Consider the following 16665-nt stretch of genomic DNA (forward strand, 5'->3'; position numbering starts at 1 on the left):
ACTTTGTCGCTTAGCTCGCCGATGCCCACTCTCGGTCGGCCGACATGGGATTCGAACCTGTTCGGCCGATTTGCACGGCACGCTTGGATTGCGCAGACACGGCGGCTTTTGGCCTGCTTTCAAAGCGTCGCCAGCCGCTTACGCTGCCCGCCGATAAGAAAAAAGGGCTTCCGAAATAGTGGTTTAGCGATGTAGCGCTCCAGGGACTCGAACCCCCGACCTCGGAGGCATCGATCTGCTACGTCGATGCGCGTACGCGCAGCCCCTTATTGTTCAAGCCGATCTTCGCCGGCGAGGCGCTCTGTTATTTGGAAATGCCTGCTAAGCAATTGATATTACTATCTGCGAATCCGGCTATTTTTTCCAAATGCCCATTGAAATCGCTGAATAATCAAGCAGGTTTTGATTCCGCCATTCGGTTCTGATCTGTTGCGGCCAAAACGAGACTTAAAGCGTTGAGTTTGTTACGTACAGAACTCCGGTACGCACGGGTCCTTACAGCGCATTTGGAAAGCGCTGCACTCTGGTCACCGGGCTGACTTAACGGGATCGCGCATCCGGGTTTGCACCACTGTACCGAAGCTATCGGAGGCGGTGATCGACCATGCCCAAACTGCAACCTTCGGCACACCGTCCAGAGCAGTCTGCCGAGTTACGCTGCCCTACTTTTCCAGCGTCCGGCTTGAGGTCAGGCCGCCTGCCGAATTCTTTCTTGCTCCTCGTCAAGAGTCCTTGGCTCCAATCGGAATTGGGTTACGGCTTTTCGGCTTGCCCCGTGGCCAAGCCAATTGATCAGAGCTTCCTGTTCTGCAAGCAGCTTACCGAGTCCGGAAAACACGACGGTACTGATGGCTTGTTGTTGGCTGCGCAGGTGGTCTTCAACTAGCTTGTGTCGAGTGACATAACCTGCGTTCACACCAGGGATTGAATGGTTCATGAGGAGCTTGGCGTCGAACTCGGAAACGCCAGCAGCGGTGGCAATTGTCCGAAATGTTTGACGAAGGTCATTGCCCCATTTTGACAAGATATCTCGATCCTCCTTTGTTTCCGCCAAGTGTCCTGAGGCGCTCTCAGCTGGGAACAACCATTCTTGCGCCTGAGACGGATGGATTTGCCTGCCGAAACGAAGCACCCGAATGAGGCTCAGGATCATTTCCCGAGACAGCGGGATGTCGAACGCTCGCTTGCTGCCTCCCTTGGGCTTAGGGATGTGGAGCGTTCGCCGTGGAAAATTGATGTGTTCGGGCCTAGCCTGCTGCAATGCGGTGGGCCTAGACCCACACAGCAATGTGAAAAGATGGAATTCGCGCCGGATAGGATTGTCTAGACTGGCCAGCTCTATGAACCATCCTTTCAAATCGCCGGTGCCCATACCGGTATTCCTGCGCTCCTCCTGATTCCAATCGACAGCATCTGCGGGATTGTCAGGCGGCAGCGATCGATTGGTCTTCCGAGCATGATTGTAAATGGCCCGCAGCGTCCGCATGCTGCCATTCGCCATGTAAGGACCGTTCTCCTTGGTAAGCTGATCATGTTTTTCGGCGACGCGACCGGGATCGTTCGCGAGATCGAGCAGAGGGGTGTCAAGCCATTCCGAAAAGATACGTTCGACGTGATCGCGATAGCCGCTTATCGTTTTCTCGCTACGGCCTTTTCGGATCAAGTGGGCTTCCAGATAGCGTTGCCAAGCCTGCTTCAGGGTAGCGGCCGCTACGGCACTATTCCCCTCGGTTCCGGCCTGTCCGGCCCTTCCGTCTAGCCTCTCTTTCGGGTGCTGCCCTTTGCTGATCTGAGCAAGATATTCCCTGGCAATCGCGCGGGCCGCTCGAGTCGTCAACTCGCTGGCATCTCCAATCGACACTCTGATGGAAGAGGCCCGCTTTCCTCGTTGTCTAAGATCACCTTGAACAGTGAAGGTCCTTTTCCGCTTCCCCACGACCACGAAGAAGCCTTTCAACTCGGTGTCGCGAGCCAGATACCAGCCATCTTCAGGAGTCGGTAGCTGAGCGATGGCCTTGTCGCTGAGAGCAATGCGAATGTCGGTCATGGGGGCGGACGTGAACTGCTAAAACGGTTTTCAAACGGTTTTGGCGAGCCGAGGTATTTGAAGGTCTGGGTTCGCTGGACTGCGAAGCTATGCGACAAGTCCCTATAAATAAAAGACCTTCTTGGACGTTGTCGTAGTGTGACGCAGATTTAGAAATCATAGAGAGGTGCCGGTTTTGAACTCTTAATCAGCGGGTCCCAGGTTCGAGCCCTGGTGCGCCCACCACGCAAAAAACCTTCTTCTTCAACAAGTTACCAGTATGGTCGCCGAGAACAAAACGGGTCTCGTGCGACGTTTTCTTGTGGTCGCCCGCCGCACGGCCAGGTTGCTCTGCGGCTTTTCCTTTGTTTCTGTATCTTCACCCAATTCGATACAGCGCGCAGATCCGATGGTACAGATCGATTACGTGCTCGTCGTAGAATAGGATACTAGGGGGCGCAAAACGGACAATCTGCTCTGCCCGTGGCTGCAGAGTACGGCTTGCTGCAGAACCAAAACCGGATTGTTCGCGTAGGGGGCGATTCGCTCCTCTGCGACACCAGCTACGATTTCCTACGCCAGACTACGATTGTCTGCGATTTTGTCCTCCTGACGGCGGCGGTAGGATGCCGCTGGTGCGATTGCATCACCTGTGAAACGGCGGAGAATATCCGGGTCCTACGAGCCTGGCTTGTCGGGCCAGCAAGGAGCTTCAAATTCGCGCTGAGCATGCGGGCCGGCAGCTTTTTCCCCAAAGCTCATGCTCCTCCCATCTGTCGCTTGTCTTGTTGGACCTATGTGCATTGAGTAATCTAGATGATTTGTGGGCTCCTTCGAATGCGGAGTTTCGATACTAGGTGCCTCGCCACTTCAGCAACTTGAGCCCTGGTCGGAGCGCGATCGAGAGCGGGCTGTCATACTTCGTCCAGAACTCATCCTGAGAAGGTCGACGCTAGCGATACGTCCGGAATCCGAGACCAGGAAAGGTTGCTACTCTCGGCAGGCCGAGCTTGGTGCGGCGCCTGATTAAGGCGACTGAAGCCGGGTCGCTATGAAGTGGGTAACCTTGGGCTCGGCCGTCGCGCCGAACTCGCGGATCGCGTCCTGAACGATCCGGTCCGCGTTCGTCACGCGCTGGTGTTGTCGGAGATGCTCGAGCCAGGATGCGACCATAAACGTTTCCAGGAAGCGTCCGTTCTCAGCGGCATCCTCGAAGATGTCCCAGGCATAGGCGCCGTCGCGCCGCCTCTGTAGGCCCAATTCCATGACGGCGGAAAGGAAGGCGTCGCGCCTTTCCGGAGCGATGAGGTACTCGACCGTGACGAGCACGGGCCCGCGATCCGCGCCGGCATCGATGGTCAATATCGGCGCCGGCCAATGCATCGACGGTGCAAGGTCGATTCCGGCACCGGCCTGAAGCTTCCAACGCCAGGTCAGCACAATCCCGGCGACGGCGCCCGCTGCGGCGACGAAATGCGCCGCCGGCAGGCCCAGTTCCGAGGCGAACTGTCCCCAAAGGGCGCTGCCGGCGGTCATCGCGCCGAAGAACACCGTGACGAACATGGCCAAGCCGCGCCCGCGGACCCAATCGGGCAGCGAGACCTGAACCGAGACGTTGACCGTCGCGAGAACGACGATCCACGAGACACCTGCGAGCAGGCAAGCCGAAAGACCGATCGCCGCGTGATGGGCGATGCCGAGCAGGATCAGACTGAGCGCCGTTCCGAGCGTGCCCGCGGCAACGAGCCGGTCTGGTCCCAGGGTCGTCTTCATCCAGGACAGCGCGAACGCACCCACGACGGCGCCGACCCCGATGGCTCCGAGCAGAATACCGTAGAGTTCTGGACCGCCCGCGATCTGATCGCGCGCGACGAGCGGGAGCAACGCCCAATAGGCGCTCGCGAAGAAGAAGAACGCCGCCGCCCTGATGAGCGTGGCGCGGAGGCTCGGATTGAACCGCGCATGGCGGAAGCCGATCACCATGGCGCCGGCGAGCCGCTCCGGTGGCAGCCCACTCCCTTGCGGGGACGCCGGACGCCACCAAAGCAGGGCGCCGATCACGGCGAAATTGCTCAGCGCGTTGATCCAGAATGGTGCGGCGATGCCCAGTCCGCCGATGACCACGCCGCCCAGCGCTGGCCCGATGGCTCTGCTGATGTTGACGCCTACACCGTTGCTGGCGACTGCCGCCGCCAGGTCTTCCTTCGGGACAAGCTGAGGGACGACCGACTGCCACGCGGGCGCGGTGAATGCAGCGCCGGCGCCGAGCAGGAAGGTGAACAGCAGCAGGATGGGCGGAGTGACTAGACTTAGTCCGACGAGCACCGCGCTTACTCCCGCGACGGTCGTGAGGGCGATCTCGCAGCCGATCAGAAAACGGCGCTTGTCGACGGTATCCGCCAGCGCGCCGGCCGGTAGCGCGAACAGGAACATCGGAAGGCTGCTCGCGACCTGAACCAGGGAAACTGTGAGCGGATTGGCATCGAGATTTGTCATAAGCCATCCGGACGCGGCGTTGTACATCCAGGTGCCAACGTTGGCGACGACGGTCGCGATCCACACGACGGTGAACGTGGTGTGCCGAAACGCGATCCACGGAGAAGCGTTGCGCGCAGCGACCGATTGGATGGGCTTCTCGTTGGATGGAGGCATCGTATCTACTCGACCGATCGAACGGTGATCGTCGACGGATCATGGCACCAGTTGGGACGAAGTGCCGGAGCAAGGTTTCGGACCGCCATCCTTGGTCAAGCCAGTCGGGAGTGATTGCAGGATTTCACGGCGCTTTGTACGATTGCGTCGCCGCAACGGCAAAATGGCCACATTTTGGCGTGGGACGGTTCGGTTATCGGGAGAAAGTCCAAGACGCCTAGTGAAGTTCGGGAGTTGTGTGTCCTGGACGACCGGCAACCGCAGCGGGAACGAAGGCCGGCAAGTAAGCATGACGCATCGCACGGACGGCCTTGGGGCCGCGAATTGGACATCTGCCACGTGAGCGCGCGAGGGATTCATCACGTTACGGCGATCGTCGGCGATGTACGGCGCGCCGCCGACTTCTATTGCGGTGTGCTGGGGCTCAAACGCGTCAAGAAGACCGTCTGCTACGACGACCCGGGCAGCTATCATGTTTACTACGGCGACGACCTCGGGGTTCCCGGCACCGTGATCAGCACGCTTGCCTGGAATTGCGTGACGCCGGGCTTAGCCGGCGTCGGCGAAGTCGTTCAGACGGCTTTTCGCGCAGCTCCGTACTCCCTTGACCAATGGGCTGATCGGCTGGATGCCTTCGATGTGCCCCACCGTTCGCAAATGTCGCCCTTTGGGGAGCGGATGCTCTGTTTTGCGGATCCCGACGGTACGGCGATCGCGCTGGTCGAGACACTGGAAGAACCGTCGCAGAGGGCCGATCGCAATGCGCCGGCCGCCTGCCTGCTGTACGGCCTCCACGATATCACGCTCAATGTCCGCGAGGAGGACGCAACCATCGATATCCTGCAGCAGGTCTTCGAGTTCGAACTGGTTTCCCGAAGGGATGGGACTATTCGCTTCGCGGCGCATGATGGTCCGGGCGGTGCGATCACCTTGCACGTGATCGGGAAGTCCTCGCGGGGACGCCTCGGCGGCGGCACCATCCGGCATGTCGCCTTCCGCTCTCGCGATTTCGACGACCGATCGGAGATGGTCGAGAAGCTTCGTTCAGGGTACGGCATCGTGGTGAGTGATCCGATAGAGCGAACCTACCTGAACGCGGTGGGCTTTCGCGCGCCCTGCGGCGTCCTGTTCGAGATCGCGACCGACGGTCCGGGATTCTCGGTCGACGAGGCGCCCGGGCGATTGGGCGAGAAGCTTCAACTTCCCGCTTTCCTCGAAGAGCGTCGCCTCGAATTGCAGGCGATCCTTCCTCCACTCAATTAGATCGCTTGACGGCCCGTTTCGTCCTGGTGTGTGGGACTCCTTCATGAGCCGACTTACCTTCCATGAAATCGGTGAGGCGAGGGCAGACGAAGTCGAGGAATGCTTTCACGCGAAAGGGCAGCCGCGGCCCGCCATGGTAGAGTGCGTGGATCTGCTCGTCGTCACCGACCGTACCTTTGAGCACTTCGACCAGGCGACCGGCGGCCATATCGTCGCGAACGTGATAGTCGGCCAGCCTTGCGAGGCCGATTCCTGCGATCGCCATCCTCCGCAAGGTTTGGGCGTTGTTCGCAACGAGCGGACCGCTGACCCGTCGATCGACGATGCGACCGCTTTCCTTCAGAGGCCAGACCGGCGCGGAACGCCGGAAGTTGAATCCGAGGCACCTGTGACGGGAAAGATCCGCGATACTCTTGGGTTCACCCATGCGCTCGACGTAGCCCGGAGATGCGACGATCCTTCTCTTCACGACCCCGATGCGCCTGGCGACCATCGCGGAGTCCTGCAGGGAGCCCACGCGAAAGGCGATGTCCGCTCGATCGAGGTACAGGTCGACGATCTCGTCGGAGAGCGAAATATCGACCATGATGCCGGGGTGAGCTTCCCAAAAGGCCGGGAGCAGAGGTTCGAGGCCGAGGATGCCGAACGACACTGTGGTGTTGACGCGGATCGTTCCGCCGGCCGCCGCGGCGCCTCGAGAGACGCTCCGTTCAATGCTGTCGAGTTCGGCGACGAGCGCGAGGCTCTTCTCATGGTACATCCGACCTTCGGAGGTCAAAGCCAAGCGTCGCGTGGAGCGCTCGAATAGTCGGACGCCCAGTCGCGTCTCGATCCGTCCGATGAGCTTGCTGACCGTGGACGGCGTCATCAGAAGGCGGCGGGCTGCCTCGGAATAGTTTCCAGCTTCCACCACGCGGAGGAAGACCTGCATTTCGCCAACACGATTGTCCATGGCCCGACCATCTATGAAGCTGTTTCACAAATAATGTGGAATGCGGGCGGATATCAAGTCCGGGTTTCTTCACCTATCGTTGGTCATCGTTTCCGTTTCGACGCATTTTTCCGATCGGCACGTCGCTCTCGATGGTTGCTCGTTCGGCGACTTGAACGAAGGCGATTATCTCTCTATGAGAATTTTGTTCGACGGACGCGCACTGGAATGTGGTTCGTCCTTCTCGATAGCGTGTTCGGTGGCGGATGGCTTTGGACGTTCCAATGAAGGAAGCGGCTGATAGCAGGTCTGGCGGCTTCTATGGTCGTCGCCTGAGTCAGCACCTCGGTATGGAAGGCGACTGCCTGCTACGCGTCCACCGCGAGGGACAGTTGACGCTCGCGATGACCCGACTGACCTGCTCCCACTTCGTTCGGGAACGGACGGCGGCCATCCCTTCCGAACCAGCCTTCAGCATCCTGCACCAGCTCGGCGACCTCGAAAGGCATTCCTGCTGGCTCGCCGGTAAGGCCAGGTATTCGGGGGCCTTCGGCGCTGGTACCGTCAGCGTCATCAATCTGATGGACAATCCCCAATGCGAATTCAGGGGGCCGTTCGACGCCGTCCAATACTACGTTCCGCGGCGCGCCCTTGACGAATTCGCCCAAGAGCATGGAGCCAAGCCGATCGCGACGCTCAAATGGAGCAGAGATCAGCGCGATCCCTACCTCTCGACCTTGTCCAGCGTGCTCCTCAGCGCGGTCGAGCAGGATCCGGAGACCAATCAGCTCTTCCTGGATCAGATCGGTTTGAGCCTGCTCGCTCATTTTGCGCAGACCTATGGTGGCATGCGCCCGCGGGATAGTGCGGTCGGCGGAGGTCTTGCGCCGTGGCAGGAGCGCCGCGCTAAGGAGATCATGCGGACGCGACTTGCTACCAGCCTGACGATCGCCGACGTCGCCGCGGAATGCAAATTGACGCCCAGCCACTTCGCAAGATCGTTCCGGCGCAGCACGGGTGTCGCTCCGCACGAATTCCTCTCGCAACTCCGGATCGACGAGGCCAAACGTCTCATGCTGAGCACGAAGCTTCCGCTCGCCGACATCGCGCTCATCTGCGGCTTCGGAGACCAAAGTTACTTCACCAGGGTGTTCTCCCGCAGCGTGGGCGCAAGCCCCGGAGCCTGGCGGCGGGCCCGGACCGAGGGTTAACTAAATCCGGGCGCGCTTGCGTCTCAAGCGGGATGGATCATGTCGCGGGCGTAGGCCAGACCGATCCCGTATCCACCCGCATGGGATTCGACGATGGCGCGAGCGCCGTCGTAGGTTTCGTGCCGCGTCCAGTCACGCTGCATCTCCAGAAGTACTTGGATCCACGACGTGAGGCGGGCGCCGGTGGCCTCCATTCGGCCGAGTGCCAGTTCGTGACTCGCCGTCGTGAGCCCTCCGCAGGCGTCGCCGACGACGTAGACCTCCAAGCCGGCCGACAATGCCGACAACACGGCGAAGCTCACGCATGCCTCGGTGAGCAGGCCCGAGACGATCAAACGGTTTCGACCGGTGGCAAGCACGGCTTCGCGTGCCTTGTCGTCTTCCCACACGTTCATGCTGCGCCGGTCGATCGGCTCGATGCCGGGCAGTGCTGACTTGATGGCCGGCATCAGCGGCCCGCTGTACACCTTCGTCGCGGAGGTCGAAGCGACGACCGGCAGGCCGAACACTGTCGCGGTCTTTGCCAGCGCGATGACGTTGTTCATGAGGACCTGCCGGTCGATCGAACCAACTCCGAACGCCAGGCCGGCCTGTTGGTCGACCAGGAGCAGGGCGCAGTCCTTTGGTTCGAGCAGATGAAGTGGATTCGGCGGCATCTGGTTTCTCCGACTAAGATTTCAGGAATGCGAGGAGGTCTTCATTGACCTGGTCGGCTGCGTCGTCGTCGTTGCGTGAGGAGCGTCCGAATAGGTCTTCAACCCAGTCCTTGTAGTAAAAGCTGGGTATCACCTCGCAATTTCAGCAATGCCATCGATCACTCCCGTGACGAGGCGATGAGGGCTGCTACGTCGTCTTCAGATCGCCCTCGGTCCTCCTGCACGCAAAGGTCGCGGATGGAGAACCCTTTGGCTTGGACTATCTGCGCGTCCTTTGGACATGCTGGCGATCTCGGACGAGAGGCTGCTGGGCGCGTGTGCGGCGATTGTCGCTCGTGAGCAGATCATCGGGCCGGAGTCCAAGCCGCGACGAAATCGTCCAAGCGCCGGGCGGCGTTCAAGGTTCACATGCGGCCGCTTGCACCCATCCGCTTTCGTTTGATCGGTCACGTCGATCACAAGGAGACCTTCTCGATGTCGAAGCTCGAAATGCTCAGCCCGGAAAATAGCGCCATCGCACTGATCGACTACCAGCCGGCAATGTTTCAAGGCGTTCAGTCGCATGACCGCTTGGTCACGATCAACAACGTCCAGATTCTTGCAAAGGCTGCGAAGCTCTTCAAGATTCCGACCGTTCTTTCGACCGTCGCTAGAGACTCCTTCTCCGGCCCCTTCATTCCGGAGGTGACCTCGCTGTTCCCGGACCACGACATCATCGATCGAACGTCCATGAATTCGTGGCTCGATGCCAATTTCCGAAAGGCTGTGGCCGCCACAGGTCGCAAGAAATTCGTGTTGGCGGGCCTTTGGACTGAAGCGTGTGTGCTCTTCCCGACGCTGGACATGCTGAAGGAAGGATACGAGGTCTACATTCCCGCGGACGCGTGCGGCGATCTCTCGCTCGAAGCACACAACCGAGCCATGGAACGTGCGATCCAAGCAGGCGCGGTTCCCACCACCTCTTCGCAGTACGCCTACGAACTCCAGCAGGACTGGGCGCGCAGCGAGACTTACGAAGGCATGATGGACATCCAGCGTGCACATTCGCCGTACGGAATTCAGATCCGGTTCTCAAAGTGGGCGCTCGGAGAGCACGCGTCCGAGGGCGGCACGAAGGTGGCCTGACGTCGGCCCCGTCCCATCGAGAGTGGTGCGATGAAGATCTACCTCCTGTCACTCGGCGCCGGCCTTTTGGTCGGCGTCGTCTACAGCCTCCTCAACGTGCGTTCGCCGGCCCCGCCGCTGGTGGCCCTGGTCGGTCTTCTCGGCATCCTGGCCGGTGAACAGATCGTTCCCGTCGCCCGGCAACTGATGTCCGGGCACGGGCTCGCATCCGCGTGGCAACAGGCCAAGTGCGCTCCGCACATGTTCGGGATGCTGCCCGGACGTCAAAGCGATCAATCGAAGAGCGCTTCCTCGCTCGAAGATCTGGAGAAACACTCATGAGCACGGTACCGGACGTCATCTTGCATCGCGGTCTGTTCACAACGCTCGATCGCACGAACCCGACGGCTTCGGCCGTGGCCATCGCCGACGGCCGGTTCGTCGCCGTCGGACGCGATCATGAGGTGATGAAGCTCGCAGGTCCCGCCACGAAGGTGGTCGATCTCAAGGGGCATCGCGTGCTGCCTGGTCTGATCGACAACCACCTCCATATCATCCGCGGCGGTCTGAACTTCAACATGGAGCTTCGATGGGACGGCGTGCGTTCGCTCGCGGATGCGATGGACATGTTGAAGCGGCAGGTCGCCGTCACGCCGCCGCCGCAATGGGTGAGGGTGGTCGGCGGATTCACCGAACACCAGTTCGCGGAGAAGCGACTCCCGACGATCGACGAGCTCAACGCCGTTGCCCCTGACACGCCGGTCTTCCTGCTGCATCTCTACGACCGGGCCATCCTCAACGGAGCTGCGCTGCGGGCCGTCGGTTATACGAAAGATACGCCTGAACCGCCGGGCGGCGAGATTACGCGCGACGCGAAGGGCAATCCCACGGGACTGCTGCTCGCCAAGCCGAACGCCAACATCCTCTACGCGACGCTCGCCAAGGGACCCAAGCTGCCCTTCGACTACCAGGTCAACTCGACCCGTCACTTCATGCGGGAATTGAACCGGCTGGGTGTCACCGGGGCCATCGATGCCGGCGGTGGATTCCAGAACTATCCGGAAGACTACGCGGTCATCCAGAAGCTGGGCCAGGAAGGTTTCCTGACGATCCGGCTCGCCTACAATCTCTTCACGCAGAAGCCGAAGGGCGAGAAGCAGGATTTCCTCAACTGGACGAAGACCTCGAAATACAAGCAGGGCGACGACTACTTCCGGCACAACGGCGCCGGCGAAATGCTGGTGTTCTCGGCGGCCGATTTCGAGGATTTCAGGGTCGCCCGTCCGGACATGCCCCCGGAGATGGAGGGGGAGCTCGAGGAGGTCGTTCGTGTCCTGGTGCAGAACAAATGGCCGTGGCGGCTCCATGCGACCTACGACGAGACGATCTCGCGGGCGCTGGACGTGTTCGAGCGGGTGAACCAGGACTTGCCTCTGGATGGGCTGCACTGGTTCTTCGATCATGCCGAGACGATCTCGGACCAGTCGATCGACCGCATCGCGGCGCTCGGAGGCGGCATCGCCGTGCAGCACCGGATGGCCTATCAGGGCGAATACTTCGTCGAAAGATACGGGGCGGGAGCCGCCGAGGCCACGCCGCCGGTCAAGAAGATCATCGACAAGGGCGTCAAGGTCTCGGCCGGTACCGACGCGACGCGCGTGGCTTCCTATAACCCCTGGGTCTCGCTGTCCTGGCTGGTCACGGGCCGCACCGTCGGGGGGCTGCGGATCACACCGCCGCGCAATTGCCTCGATCGCGAGACGGCGCTGCGGATGTGGACCGAAAACGTGACGTGGTTCTCGAACGAGGAGGGCAACAAGGGCCGCATTCAGGTGGGCCAACTCGCCGACCTGATCGTGCCGGACCGCGACTACTTCTCCTGCAGCGAGGCCGAGATCGCGGATACGACGTCGCTGCTGACCATGGTCGGCGGGAGGATCGTGTTCGGAGCAGGCGACTTCTCCAAGCTCGAGAGCGTCTCGCCGCCACCCGCGATGCCGGACTGGTCGCCCGTCCGACGCTTCGGCGGCTATGCCGCCTGGGCGGACGATAAGGCAAAGGCGAAGGAAAGCAGCCTCGCCATGAAGGCCATGCAGATGTGCGGCTGCACCAACTCCTGCGGCGTGCACGGACACGATCACGCCGCCGCCTGGTCGAGCCGTCTTCCGGTTTCCGACTTGAGGAGCTTCTGGGGCGCCCTCGGGTGCGCATGCTGGGCCGTCTGACATGGCTTCCGGAGATTCGCCGAACTGGGTTTCCGCGATCCTGCGCTGGCCGTTTCTGTGGCATGCGGCCAGGCTGGCGCTGGTCTCGGCCTACCTGTTCGGCGGCATGACCAAACTGCTCGACTTCGCGGGCGCGGCGGCCGAGCAGGAACACTTCGGCCTGCATCCGGGCTGGCTGTGGGCGGCGGCCGCTATCGTGATCGAACTCGGCGGTTCTCTGCTCGTCGTCGTCAATCGCTTCGTGTGGCTCGGCGCCGGCGGGCTCGGTGTTCTGACGTTCGTCGCGATGCTCACCGCCAACGCGTTCTGGACGATGGGGAGCCATGAGAGATTCATCGCTACCAACGCCTTCTTCGAACATCTCGGGTTGATCGCGGGTCTCGTCGTCGTATCGATTGCTTCCGACGGGGCCTGCTTCCGCCCCAGCCGCGCTGCGCGATCTCAAGCTACCTAAGGAGTCTCTCAATGAAATCGACAAGGATATTCGCTCTCCTGGCGCTTGCCGCGGCTGTCGCGGCGACGACGCCGGTCGTCGCAAAGGATGCAACGAAGTCCAAAGAGGCGGGGCTTGCCGTCGCCCCCCAATACGACACGACCCACGTCTACGTGGCGCCCGAGGACGTGGACAAGTTCGTGACGAGCTTCCTCGCGACCTTCGGCGGCAAGAGCACCAAGCAGGTGGTGGCGACCGTCACGCCCACGCCGAGCAGCACCACGTCGCAACTGCTGCAGACGCCTGTGGGCACGGTCTCGCTGTTCGGCTTCAAGACGCCAATCCCATATCCGTTCGGCGCCGAGCGCAACGGCTATCTTGTCACCGACCTCGACGAGGCGATCAAGGCGGCGCGCGCCGCGGGCGCCGACGTGTTCGTGTCGACCTTCCCGGATCCCATCGGGCGCGATGCCGTGATCCAGTGGCCTGGCGGCGTCAACCTGCAGCTCTACTGGCACACGACGAAGCCCGACTACGCCGCCTTCGAGCGGGTTCCGGAGAACCGCGTGTACGTCTCGCCCGACAGGGCAGGCGCCTTCACGCGGAGCTTCCTGACGTTCTCCCGCGGCACGATCGTCTCTGATGATGCGAAGGCGCCCGGCGTCGAGATCGGAAGATCGGATGCGACCTACAGGCGCGTCCGCATAGAGTCCGCGTTCGGGAAGATGGTCGTGCTGGTCACCGACGGGCATCTGCCCTATCCCTACGGACGGGAGACGACGGGTTATGAAGTGGCGGACCTCGCCGCCACGCTCGCCAAGGCGAAGGATGCGGGCGCCACGATACTCGTCGAACCCTACACGTCGGACGGCCGCTCCACGGCGTTCGTCATGTTTCCTGGCGGCTACGTCGCCGAAATACACTCGCGCGGGCCGAAGAGCGCATCGCGGGCGGATCGCAAGTGAGTTGATGTCCGCCGATGTTGGCTCGAGCCGATCTGCGCAGCTTCTGGATCGTTCTTGCACTTGCGACCTTCGGCGCCGGTGTCGACCGCGCGCGTGCGGATGACGGGGGTGCTACGCTTCCGAAGCGGCCCGCGATTCAGGCGAACCGCTGGGCGGAGGATTGGTCGGTTCTCGCCGATCCGAGACTGCGCACGGAACCGTTCGACGGCCTGAAGTACATTCCGCTTTGGGTCACCGATCCGAAAAGTTACGTCTCGTTGGGCGTCACGTTGCGCGAGCGTTTCGAGAGCAACAACGCGGCGGGCTTCGGCACCGGCAACACGCCGTCGGACACCTACCTCCTGCAACGACTGCAGGTCCATGCCGACGTTCATTTCAACGAAAACTGGCGCGCGTTCGTTGAGTTGGAGGACGATCGCGCCTTCGACAAGTTGATCATTTCGCCGGTCGATCAGGACAGGCTCGACCTTCGCCTTGCCTTCCTGGAATATGTCGACACGTTCTCGGGCGGAACCCTGAAGGCCCGCGTCGGGCGGCAGGACTTCGCCTTCGACCTGCAGCGTTTCGTATCGTCGCGGGACGGGCCCAACGTCCGGCAGTCCTTCGACGCGCTGTGGGCCGATTGGGAGACTGGTGCCTGGCGGTTCATCGGCTTCGTCAGCCGTCCCGTCCAATACTTCGATGTCCGTCCCTTCGACGACACGTCGAACGACAGCTTCCGATTCAGCACGCTGAGGGTCGAACGCAAGGTTCTCGGCGACAAGGAGCTGTCCGGCTACTATTCGCTCTACGAACGGAGCAACGCCAAATATCTGGATGCTTTCGGGGAGGAGCACCGGCACGTCTTCGATGTCCGCTTCGCGGGCAACGCGGAGCACATCGATTGGGACCTCGAGGCGATGGGGCAGGTAGGCCAGGTGGGCACGACGGACATTCGTGCCTGGGCGGTCGGCGCACGAACGGGATACACGTTCGCAAGCGCGCCATGGCAGCCTCGGGTCGGGATCCAGCTCGACGCCGCCTCCGGAGACCATCGCCCCGGAGACGGAACGGTGGGTACGTTCAATCCGCTCTTCCCGAACGGCTACTACTTCACGCTCGCCGGCTATACGGGGTATGTGAACCTGGTGCACCTCAAACCTTCCATCACCGTTAGTCCGGCGAGCCGGCTGAAAGTGATGGGCGCCATCGGGTTGCATTGGCGCGAGACGACGGCCGATGCCATCTACGTCCAGCCCAACGTGCCAATAGCGGGGACCGCCGGCAGGGGAAGCAATTGGACAGGAGCATACGGACAGCTCCGCGTCGACTACGCGTTCAACGACCACCTCACGGGCGCCATCGAAGCGGTGCATTTCGCTGTCGGCGACACGATCATCCGCGCCGGTGGACACACCAGCAACTATCTCGGCGTGCAACTCCAATACGGTTGGTAAGATGCCACGAAATATACTCCTGCTTCCGCTTCTGATGAGCCTGAATGCGGGTTTCGTCGATACCGCTGGATTTCTCGCGCTCCAGGGATTGTTCACCGCGCACGTCACCGGCAACTTCGTCACCTTCGGAGCGGCCATGGTGCTCGGGACTTCCGGCGGCTTTGCGAAACTTCTGGCGCTCCCGGTCTTCTGCCTGGTCGTGATCGGAACTCGGGTCTTCAGCTTCGTTCTGCCCGCGAGCGGCTTGCCGATCTTTCGCTCGATGCTCGCCATCAAGACGCTGCTTCTGGCGGCGGGCGCCGGCTGCGCCGTTTACTTCGGACCGTTCCTACAGGGCGATACCTGGCAGGCGATCTGCACCGGCATGATCCTGGTCGCCGCCATGGCGATTCAGAACGCCGCGCATCGCATCCACATGGGTACGGAGCCTCCGAGCACCTTGATGACGGGCACGACCACGCAGATCATGATCGACGTCGCCGACGTGCTACGGGGCGCGCCGGTCTCGGTGTTGACCGCGGCCAAGCCGCGTCTCGGCAAGATGGCGGCAAGCGTAGCTGCCTTCGCGCTGGGGTGCGCTGCCGGCGCATGCCTCTACGCGAAGCTTGGTACGTGGTGCTTCGTCCTCCCACCGCTGATCGCTTTGCCGGCCGTGTTCCTGGCGCCCGCCGAGCCGAAGTGACGCCGCGAGAATGGATCGGCGAAACGACGGCGGGTGAACGGAGAGTTCGCAGTCATGACACGGCTCGTTGAAGTTTGGGCAGGACGTCCTCGATCTCGTGGCGGTGCGGCTCGAGGACGCTCGGCAGTTTCAGATCGCGGCCGAGCGTCGCTACGGGCTCGTCGACCGCGAATCCCGGAATGTCGGTCGCGATCTCGAACAGGACGCCGCCCGGCTCCCGGAAGTAGATCGAGCGGAAATAAATGCGGTCCTTCTGCTCGGTGGGATGCAGCCCATGATTGCTGATGAGCTTCTGGGCCATGGCTTCCTGTTCGGAGTCGTCCTTCGCGCGGAACGCGATGTGGTGCACGGAGCCGCGGCCCTGGCTGCCGCGCAAAAAACCCTTCGCTTCATAGATATCGACGACATTTCCCCGTACGTGGCCGGGCGCCTTGAAGCGCGTCCCGCATCCCTCCCGTGCGGTCTCGCTGAAGCCGAAAACGTCGGTCAGGATCTTTGCGGTCTTGGTCCGATCCTCGAGCAGGAGCGTGACGCCCTGGAAGCCGTGGATCGCATGCTCTGCCGGCACCTCGCCGTTGCTCCATGGAGCTTCGTCCTCGGCGCCGGCGACGCCGACGAGTGCCAGCGCCATGCCGTCCGGATCGGAGAACGCGAGCATGGACTCGCCGAAGCGCTTCTCGATCGCCTCGAACTTGATGCCCTTCTCGAGGAAGCGCTGCGTCCAATAGCTCAGCGAGCGCTGGGGCACCCGGAAAGTCGTCTGATGGATTTCGCCGACACCTCGGCGGCCTGCAGGAGCTGCTGCCCAGGGGAAGAAGGTGAGGATCGAGCCCGGCCGGCCAGTCTCGTCGCCGTAGCAGAAATGGTAGGTGGCCGGATCGTCGAAATTGACGGTCTTCTTGACCAAGCGCAGGCCGAGATTCCGGGTGTAGAAGCGAAAGTTCTTCTGCGGGTCGCCGGCGATGGCGGTGACGTGATGGATGCCTGACATCTTGCCTCCGGGTTCGAAAGAGCCGCTTGGCCTCTGGCGACACATATCGAATGGCTTTGATGCGAGAACAATCCATGCTTTCATGACGCT

At 61.7% G+C, this 16665-nt stretch carries 14 protein-coding genes; 9 read left to right on the plus strand and 5 right to left on the minus strand.

Annotated elements, in window-relative coordinates:
* Window positions 1–688 precede the first annotated feature (688 nt).
* Both ACZYOF_RS21525 and ACZYOF_RS21530 read right to left on the minus strand, forming a co-directional pair.
* Window positions 689–2047 (minus strand): tyrosine-type recombinase/integrase, encoded by a 1359-nt coding sequence (locus tag ACZYOF_RS21525; RefSeq protein WP_463717031.1) that lies wholly within the window; start codon window positions 2045–2047, stop codon window positions 689–691.
* 1005 nt (window positions 2048–3052) lie between these two features.
* Window positions 3053–4678: an MFS transporter gene (locus ACZYOF_RS21530; protein WP_463717032.1), complete on the minus strand. Its 1626-nt coding sequence runs from the start codon at window positions 4676–4678 to the stop codon at window positions 3053–3055.
* Between the two features lie 339 nt (window positions 4679–5017).
* Between ACZYOF_RS21530 and ACZYOF_RS21535 the strand changes: the two genes are divergently transcribed.
* Window positions 5018–5941 carry a ring-cleaving dioxygenase gene (locus ACZYOF_RS21535; protein ID WP_463717033.1) on the plus strand — a complete coding sequence of 308 codons (924 nt, stop codon included), beginning with the start codon at window positions 5018–5020 and terminating at the stop codon, window positions 5939–5941.
* Here the strand turns inward: ACZYOF_RS21535 and ACZYOF_RS21540 are convergent.
* Window positions 5934–6893 (minus strand): LysR family transcriptional regulator, encoded by a 960-nt coding sequence (locus ACZYOF_RS21540; RefSeq protein ID WP_463717034.1) that lies wholly within the window; start codon window positions 6891–6893, stop codon window positions 5934–5936. The genes ACZYOF_RS21535 and ACZYOF_RS21540 overlap by 8 nt on opposite strands.
* A 263-nt stretch (window positions 6894–7156) precedes the next feature.
* On the opposite strand from ACZYOF_RS21540, the gene ACZYOF_RS21545 reads away from it, so the two are divergent.
* Window positions 7157–8083: a helix-turn-helix domain-containing protein gene (locus ACZYOF_RS21545; RefSeq protein WP_282532047.1), complete on the plus strand. Its 927-nt coding sequence runs from the start codon at window positions 7157–7159 to the stop codon at window positions 8081–8083.
* Window positions 8084–8106: 23 nt separating this feature from the next.
* On the opposite strand, the gene ACZYOF_RS21550 is transcribed toward ACZYOF_RS21545, so the two are convergent.
* Complete coding sequence (locus tag ACZYOF_RS21550) at window positions 8107–8739, minus strand: hydrolase (protein ID WP_463717035.1); 633 nt, start codon at window positions 8737–8739, stop codon at window positions 8107–8109.
* 474 nt (window positions 8740–9213) lie between these two features.
* Between ACZYOF_RS21550 and ACZYOF_RS21555 the strand changes: the two genes are divergently transcribed.
* The 7 genes from ACZYOF_RS21555 to ACZYOF_RS21585 are packed head-to-tail and all read left to right on the plus strand — an operon-like array spanning window position 9214 to window position 15584.
* Entirely contained in the window at window positions 9214–9864 is a 651-nt protein-coding gene (locus tag ACZYOF_RS21555) for a hydrolase (RefSeq protein WP_463717036.1), read from the plus strand.
* A gap of 30 nt (window positions 9865–9894) precedes the next feature.
* Window positions 9895–10185: a XapX domain-containing protein gene (locus ACZYOF_RS21560; RefSeq protein WP_463717037.1), complete on the plus strand. Its 291-nt coding sequence runs from the start codon at window positions 9895–9897 to the stop codon at window positions 10183–10185.
* Complete coding sequence (locus ACZYOF_RS21565; protein WP_463717038.1) at window positions 10182–12068, plus strand: amidohydrolase; 1887 nt, start codon at window positions 10182–10184, stop codon at window positions 12066–12068. The genes ACZYOF_RS21560 and ACZYOF_RS21565 overlap by 4 nt, the downstream gene beginning before the upstream one ends.
* A gap of 1 nt (window position 12069) precedes the next feature.
* Window positions 12070–12522 carry a DoxX family protein gene (locus tag ACZYOF_RS21570; protein ID WP_282532052.1) on the plus strand — a complete coding sequence of 151 codons (453 nt, stop codon included), beginning with the start codon at window positions 12070–12072 and terminating at the stop codon, window positions 12520–12522.
* A gap of 11 nt (window positions 12523–12533) precedes the next feature.
* A complete protein-coding gene (locus ACZYOF_RS21575; RefSeq protein WP_463717039.1) occupies window positions 12534–13466 on the plus strand; it encodes a VOC family protein in 933 nt (310 codons plus the stop codon).
* Between the two features lie 14 nt (window positions 13467–13480).
* Entirely contained in the window at window positions 13481–14902 is a 1422-nt protein-coding gene (locus ACZYOF_RS21580) for an alginate export family protein (protein WP_463717040.1), read from the plus strand.
* A 1-nt stretch (window position 14903) separates the two neighbouring features.
* Window positions 14904–15584: a YoaK family protein gene (locus ACZYOF_RS21585; RefSeq protein ID WP_463717041.1), complete on the plus strand. Its 681-nt coding sequence runs from the start codon at window positions 14904–14906 to the stop codon at window positions 15582–15584.
* Between the two features lie 52 nt (window positions 15585–15636).
* On the opposite strand, the gene ACZYOF_RS21590 is transcribed toward ACZYOF_RS21585, so the two are convergent.
* Window positions 15637–16575, minus strand: a complete 939-nt coding sequence (locus ACZYOF_RS21590) for a ring-cleaving dioxygenase (RefSeq protein ID WP_463717042.1) — start codon at window positions 16573–16575, stop codon at window positions 15637–15639.
* Window positions 16576–16665 lie beyond the last annotated feature (90 nt).

The sequence above is a fragment of the Bradyrhizobium sp. LeoA1Lang genome, assembly GCF_055413685.1.

Coding starts and splice junctions, on each gene's coding strand:
- ACZYOF_RS21550 (WP_463717035.1), bottom strand. CDS start 8,739: ATGCCGCCGAATCCACTTCATCTGCTCGAACCAAAGGACTGCGCCCTG.
- ACZYOF_RS21525 (WP_463717031.1), bottom strand. CDS start 2,047: ATGACCGACATTCGCATTGCTCTCAGCGACAAGGCCATCGCTCAGCTA.
- ACZYOF_RS21545 (WP_282532047.1), top strand. CDS start 7,157: ATGAAGGAAGCGGCTGATAGCAGGTCTGGCGGCTTCTATGGTCGTCGC.
- ACZYOF_RS21590 (WP_463717042.1), bottom strand. CDS start 16,575: ATGTCAGGCATCCATCACGTCACCGCCATCGCCGGCGACCCGCAGAAG.
- ACZYOF_RS21530 (WP_463717032.1), bottom strand. CDS start 4,678: ATGCCTCCATCCAACGAGAAGCCCATCCAATCGGTCGCTGCGCGCAAC.
- ACZYOF_RS21560 (WP_463717037.1), top strand. CDS start 9,895: ATGAAGATCTACCTCCTGTCACTCGGCGCCGGCCTTTTGGTCGGCGTC.
- ACZYOF_RS21585 (WP_463717041.1), top strand. CDS start 14,904: ATGCCACGAAATATACTCCTGCTTCCGCTTCTGATGAGCCTGAATGCG.
- ACZYOF_RS21555 (WP_463717036.1), top strand. CDS start 9,214: ATGTCGAAGCTCGAAATGCTCAGCCCGGAAAATAGCGCCATCGCACTG.
- ACZYOF_RS21580 (WP_463717040.1), top strand. CDS start 13,481: ATGTTGGCTCGAGCCGATCTGCGCAGCTTCTGGATCGTTCTTGCACTT.
- ACZYOF_RS21570 (WP_282532052.1), top strand. CDS start 12,070: ATGGCTTCCGGAGATTCGCCGAACTGGGTTTCCGCGATCCTGCGCTGG.
- ACZYOF_RS21540 (WP_463717034.1), bottom strand. CDS start 6,893: ATGGACAATCGTGTTGGCGAAATGCAGGTCTTCCTCCGCGTGGTGGAA.
- ACZYOF_RS21575 (WP_463717039.1), top strand. CDS start 12,534: ATGAAATCGACAAGGATATTCGCTCTCCTGGCGCTTGCCGCGGCTGTC.
- ACZYOF_RS21565 (WP_463717038.1), top strand. CDS start 10,182: ATGAGCACGGTACCGGACGTCATCTTGCATCGCGGTCTGTTCACAACG.